The sequence below is a fragment of the Escherichia sp. TW14182 genome (assembly GCF_000208525.1).
GTDB lineage: Bacteria > Pseudomonadota > Gammaproteobacteria > Enterobacterales > Enterobacteriaceae > Escherichia > Escherichia ruysiae.
On record NZ_AEJZ01000177.1, the window covers coordinates 1 to 5639 of the forward strand.

At 51.1% G+C, this 5639-nt stretch carries 5 protein-coding genes and 1 pseudogene; 5 read left to right on the forward strand and 1 reads right to left on the reverse strand.

Annotation, left to right across the window (positions count from 1 at the left end; all coding sequences use genetic code 11):
- Positions 1-188 precede the first annotated feature (188 nt).
- From mdtL to yieF, 4 genes are all read left to right on the forward strand, one after another.
- Entirely contained in the window at positions 189-1364 is a 1176-nt protein-coding gene (gene mdtL / locus EQY_RS0115320; protein ID WP_000086025.1) for a multidrug efflux MFS transporter MdtL, read from the forward strand.
- Positions 1339-2298 carry an HTH-type transcriptional regulator YidZ gene (yidZ, locus tag EQY_RS0115325; RefSeq protein WP_000748505.1) on the forward strand — a complete coding sequence of 320 codons (960 nt, stop codon included), beginning with the start codon at positions 1339-1341 and terminating at the stop codon, positions 2296-2298. Before mdtL ends, yidZ begins: the two co-directional genes overlap by 26 nt.
- A 156-nt stretch (positions 2299-2454) precedes the next feature.
- Complete coding sequence (locus EQY_RS0115330) at positions 2455-3204, forward strand: 4'-phosphopantetheinyl transferase family protein (protein WP_024212607.1); 750 nt, start codon at positions 2455-2457, stop codon at positions 3202-3204.
- A gap of 21 nt (positions 3205-3225) precedes the next feature.
- Positions 3226-3792, forward strand: a complete 567-nt coding sequence (yieF, locus tag EQY_RS0115335) for a class I chromate reductase YieF (protein WP_001291114.1) — start codon at positions 3226-3228, stop codon at positions 3790-3792.
- 54 nt (positions 3793-3846) lie between these two features.
- On the opposite strand, the gene adeP is transcribed toward yieF, so the two are convergent.
- A complete protein-coding gene (adeP, locus tag EQY_RS0115340) occupies positions 3847-5184 on the reverse strand; it encodes an adenine permease AdeP (protein ID WP_010347264.1) in 1338 nt (445 codons plus the stop codon).
- Positions 5185-5350: 166 nt separating this feature from the next.
- Here adeP and EQY_RS0115345 point away from each other — a divergent pair.
- Positions 5351-5611 (forward strand): annotated as a pseudogene (locus tag EQY_RS0115345) (HAD hydrolase-like protein); the annotation flags it as partial.
- Positions 5612-5639: the final 28 nt, after the last annotated feature.

Genomic DNA, 5639 nt, shown 5'->3' on the forward strand with positions numbered 1-5639 from the left:
AAAGTAAGTGACTGGGGTGAACGAACGCAGACGCCGCACATGCAACTTGAAGTATGACGAGTATAGAAGCCAGCCATTTCGCAGGCTTCTTGCCTGTCAGGAAATCTCTTTTGTCCAAATGGCAACTCGCCTGATTCTCCGTCACCACGTATGCTTTGCGTCACCTTTCCGTCAGGACGCTTTAGCTCATGTCCCGTTTCTTAATTTGTAGTTTTGCCCTGGTTTTACTTTATCCCGCAGGGATTGATATGTACCTCGTTGGTTTACCGCGCATCGCCGACGACCTCAATGCCAGCGAAGCGCAGTTACATATTGCGTTTTCCGTTTATCTGGCGGGAATGGCGGCAGCGATGTTATTTGCCGGTAAAGTGGCCGATCGTTCAGGGAGAAAGCCGGTCGCCATCCCCGGCGCGACGCTATTTATTATCGCCTCAGTGTTCTGTTCACTGGCTGAAACCAGCGCGTTATTTCTTGCAGGACGATTGCTACAGGGACTTGGCGCGGGCTGTTGTTACGTGGTGGCGTTCGCCATTTTGCGCGACACGCTGGATGATCGACGTCGGGCAAAAGTGCTGTCGTTACTCAACGGCATTACCTGCATCATTCCGGTGTTAGCGCCGGTACTCGGGCATCTGATTATGCTTAAATTCCCGTGGCAAAGCCTGTTCTGGGTAATGGCGATGATGGGCTTCGCAGTACTGATGTTGTCTTTATTTATTTTAAAAGAAACGCGCCCTGCCGCGCCTGCCGCTTCGGACAAACCACGAGAAGATACTGAATCGCTGCTTAACCGTTTTTTCCTCAGCCGTGTTGTTATCACCACCCTCAGCGTTTCGGTGATCCTCACCTTCGTGAATACGTCGCCTGTATTGATGATGGAAATCATGGGTTTTGAGCGCGGAGAATACGCCACCATTATGGCGCTGACCGCAAGCGTCAGTATGACCGTATCGTTCTCCACGCCGTTTGCATTGGGAATTTTTAAGCCGCGAACGCTGATGATCACCTCGCAGGTGTTATTCCTGGCGGCGGGTATCACCCTTGCCATTTCACCTTCCCACGTGATTTCTCTGTTTGGCATTACGCTGATTTGCGCCGGTTTTTCGGTAGGCTTCGGCGTGGCAATGAGTCAGGCGTTAGGGCCGTTTTCATTACGCGCAGGCGTGGCCAGTTCGACCTTAGGCATCGCGCAGGTTTGCGGTTCGTCACTGTGGATTTGGCTGGCAGCGGTGGTTGGTCTCAGCGCATGGGATATGCTGATCGGGATTCTGATTGCCTGTAGCATAGTGAGCCTGTTGCTGATTATGCTCGTCACACCTGGACGCCCTGTTACCGCTCATGAAGAAATCCATCACCACGCTTGATCTCAATTTGCTGCTCTGTCTGCAATTGCTGATGCAGGAGCGCAGCGTAACCAAAGCGGCGAAACGGATGAACGTCACGCCTTCGGCGGTGAGCAAGTCATTGGCAAAACTTCGGGCATGGTTTGATGATCCGCTCTTTGTGAACTCACCGCTGGGTCTGACGCCCACGCCGCTGATGGTCAGCATGGAACAAAATCTGGCGGAATGGATGCAAATGAGCAATCTGCTGCTGGATAAACCGCATCACGAAACGCCGCGCGGCCTTAAGTTTGAGTTAGCGGCGGAGTCGCCGCTGATGATGATCATGTTTAACGCGTTATCGAAACAGATCTACCAGCGTTACCCCCAGGCGACCATCAAACTACGTAACTGGGATTACGATTCGCTGGATGCAATTACCCGTGGCGAAGTGGATATCGGTTTTTCCGGTCGTGAAAGTCATCCCCGTTCGCGGGAGCTACTAAGTTCGTTGCCGTTATCCATTGATTATGAAGTGCTGTTTAGTGATGTGCCCTGCGTCTGGCTACGCAAAGATCATCCGGCACTACGTGAAGCGTGGGATCTGGACACCTTTCTGCGTTATCCGCATATCAGCATTTGCTGGGAACAGAGCGACACCTGGGCGCTGGACAATGTGTTACAGGAGCTAGGCCGAGAACGCACGATTGCTATGAGTCTGCCAGAATTTGAGCAGGCACTATTTATGGCGGCGCAGCCCGACAATCTGCTAATGGCGACCGCGCCACGCTACTGTCAGTACTACAATCAGCTCCACCAACTGCCGTTGGTTGCTCTTCCTCTCCCCTTTGACGAAAGCCAGCAAAAAAAACTGGAAGTACCGTTTACTCTGCTGTGGCACAAACGGAATAGCCATAACCCGAAGATCGTCTGGTTACGGGAAACCATTAAAAATATTTACGCCTCGATAGCATAATAAAATCGTATAAAATGCGACCACATTTCACGATAAAATGTAAAAAACATGTAATAAACTTATCCGAATCGAACTTTTCGCCACTTTAGTCTGTCCATAGTTCCAGCAAATGATTACTCTTGTATTCATAATGGACCATTAAGCATGGAGCGAAAAATGGCGACTCACTTTGCCCGAGGGATTTTAACGGAAGGACATTTGATATCTGTTCGTCTCCCCTCCCGGTGTCATCAAGAAGCCCGAAATCTTCCCCCTCATCGTCAAAGTCGTTTTCTGGCGTCCAGAGGTTTACTCGCAGAACTGATGTCTATGCTGTATGGCATAAGCGAATTACCAGAGATCGTCACCCAGGCTAAAGGAAAGCCGGTTTTCCTCGATAAAAATTTGCCATCATTTTCAATATCCTATGCCGGAAATATGGTCGGCGTAGCGTTAACAACCGAAGGTGAGTGTGGTCTCGATATGGAGCTACAGCGCGCAACACGCGGGTTTCATAGTCCCCATGCACCCGATAACCCTATTTTTTCCAGCAATGAATCGTTATGGATCAGTAAGCAGAACGATCCTAATGAAGCACGAGCGCAACTCATTACTTTGCGCCGAAGCGTGCTAAAACTTACCGGCGATGTACTGAATGACGACCCGCGCGATCTGCAATTGCTGCCCATTGCCGGACGCCTGAAATGTGCCCATGTAAATCATGTAGAAGCGTTATGCGACGCAGAGGACGTGCTGGTGTGGTCCGTGGCGGTCACTCCAGCGATTGAGAAGCTCAGTATCTGGGAGTTAGATGGTAAGCAAGGCTGGAAAAGTCTGCCGGATATTCACAGTCGCGCCAACAACCCCACCAGCCGGATGATGCGTTTTGCCCAGCTATCTACCGTGAAGTCTTTTTCGCCAAATTGATAGACAACCACAGGAGTCATCATGTCTGAAAAATTGAAGGTGGTTACGTTACTGGGGAGCCTGCGCAAAGGCTCATTTAATGGCATGGTTGCACGTACACTGCCGAAAATTGCCCCTGCGGGTATGGAAGTCAATGCGTTACCTTCCATTGCCGACATACCTCTGTATGACGCTGACGTACAGCAGGAAGAAGGTTTTCCAGCGGCAGTTGAAACTCTGGCGGAACAAATTCGCCAAGCTGACGGCGTGGTGATCGTCACGCCGGAATATAACTACTCCGTGCCGGGCGGACTGAAAAATGCCATCGACTGGCTATCTCGCCTGCCGGATCAACCGCTGGCCGGTAAACCGGTGTTGATTCAGACCAGCTCAATGGGCGTGATTGGCGGCGCGCGCTGCCAGTATCACCTGCGCCAGATTCTGGTTTTTCTCGACGCGATGGTAATGAACAAACCGGAGTTTATGGGCGGTGTGATTCAGAACAAAGTCGATCCACAAACCGGAGAAGTGATTGATCAAGGAACACTGGATCATCTGACCGGACAATTGACCGCATTTGGCGAGTTTATTCAGCGGGTGAAACTCTAAATAAAAAACCCGCCAGCGGTAACTCATGGCGGGTTTTTTAACGAGTTATCGATTTTAGTGGGCGTCGATAAACACGATCTTCAGGATAAACAGCAGCGCAACGATGATTACGCACGGGCTTAGATCACGCAGACGTCCGGTGCCGATTTTCATCACGCAGTAGGAAATGAAGCCCAGCGCAATACCTTCAGTAATCGAAAAGCTGAACGGCATCATCACGGCGGTAATAAACGCCGGAACGGATTCAGTAAGATCCTGCCATTTCACGCGAGCAAGACTTGAGGTCATCAGTACGCCCACGTAGATCAGCGCGCCAGCAGCAGCATAGCCAGGCACCATTCCCGCCAGCGGTGACAGAAAGATAACCAGCAGGAATAGCAGGCCGACAACCACTGCCGTCAGACCGGTACGACCGCCAACGGAAACACCAGAAGAGGACTCAATATACGCCGTGACGGAAGATGTACCGATAAAGGAACCGGTAACAGAAGAGATACTGTCGACATACAGCGCCTGCTTCATGCGCGGGAATTTACCTTTCTCATCCGCCAGACCCGCTTTATCGGTTACGCCAATCAACGTACCGGAGGAGTCAAACAGGTTGACCAGCATGAAAGAGAAAATTACCCCTGCCAGACCGAGGTTTAATGACCCGGCTAAATCCACATGACCCACTACCGTCATCACGCTCGGCGGCGCGGAGACAATGCCGTTGTAGTGCACATCACCCAGCATCCAGCCCAAAAGCGTCGTCACCACGATGGAAACCAGCACCGCCGCGTGAATGTTGCGCGAGGCCAGAATAGCAATGATGAAGAAGCCGAGGATACCCAGCAGCACGCTGTGAGAAGTCAGGTTACCGATGCTAACCAGCGTTTCCGGGTTAGCGACAATGACACCTGCGTTTTTCAGCCCCATCATACCAATGAACAGGCCGATACCGCTGGTGATCCCCACACGCAGACTCACTGGAATGTTGGCAATCATCCAGTAGCGAACGCGGAAAATCGTCAGTAACAGCAGACCAATCGCGCCCCAGAAAATGGCGCCCATCCCGACCTGCCATGGCAAGCCCATCGCCTGCACCACAACAAAGGCGAAGAACGCATTCAGACCCATAGCGGGAGCCAGCGCGACTGGCAGGTTAGCAAACAGCCCCATCAGAATACTGCCGAACGCAGCAATCAGACAGGTGGTGACGAAGACGGCGCTTGTGTCCATGCCAGCGACGCCAAGAATTTGCGGGTTAACAAAAACGATGTAAACCATCGTCAGGAAGGTGGTAAAACCAGCGATCACTTCGGTTCGTGCCGTCGTGCCATGTTCGCGCAGTTTAAACACGCGTTCCAGCATCCCCTGGCCAGAAGCCTGGGTTGTGTGTTGTTGACTCATTATCTATTTCCGAACAAGGAGGGAAAATCCGTCGCTATCGTATACCAAAATGAGACAATATGGACGGCTGAAGATAACTTTTTTTCATTGTATTTGCTTATACGGCAACGATTGCGTCGTGCCAATCTGCATGACGAAAACGTTAAACTAACGATAAAGGAAAGACATGTCCCAGATAGAAGCGGTATTTTTCGACTGTGACGGTACGCTGGTCGATAGCGAGGTTATTTGCTCTCGCGCCTATGTCACGATGTTCAGGGAATTTGGCATTCACGTTGACCTGGAAGAGATTTTTACCCGTTTTAAAGGCGTAAAACTCTACGAAATCATCGACATCATTAGCAAAGAACAGGGCGTAGAAATGGTTCGTGCCGATGCCGAGCACGTTTATCGTGCGGAAGTGGCACGTCTGTTTGATAGCGAACTGTAAGCGCCCCGAGAAGTACGTAGCGTAA

Coding starts and splice junctions, on each gene's coding strand:
- mdtL (WP_000086025.1), top strand. CDS start 189: ATGTCCCGTTTCTTAATTTGTAGTTTTGCCCTGGTTTTACTTTATCCC.
- yidZ (WP_000748505.1), top strand. CDS start 1,339: ATGAAGAAATCCATCACCACGCTTGATCTCAATTTGCTGCTCTGTCTG.
- EQY_RS0115330 (WP_024212607.1), top strand. CDS start 2,455: ATGGCGACTCACTTTGCCCGAGGGATTTTAACGGAAGGACATTTGATA.
- yieF (WP_001291114.1), top strand. CDS start 3,226: ATGTCTGAAAAATTGAAGGTGGTTACGTTACTGGGGAGCCTGCGCAAA.
- adeP (WP_010347264.1), bottom strand. CDS start 5,184: ATGAGTCAACAACACACAACCCAGGCTTCTGGCCAGGGGATGCTGGAA.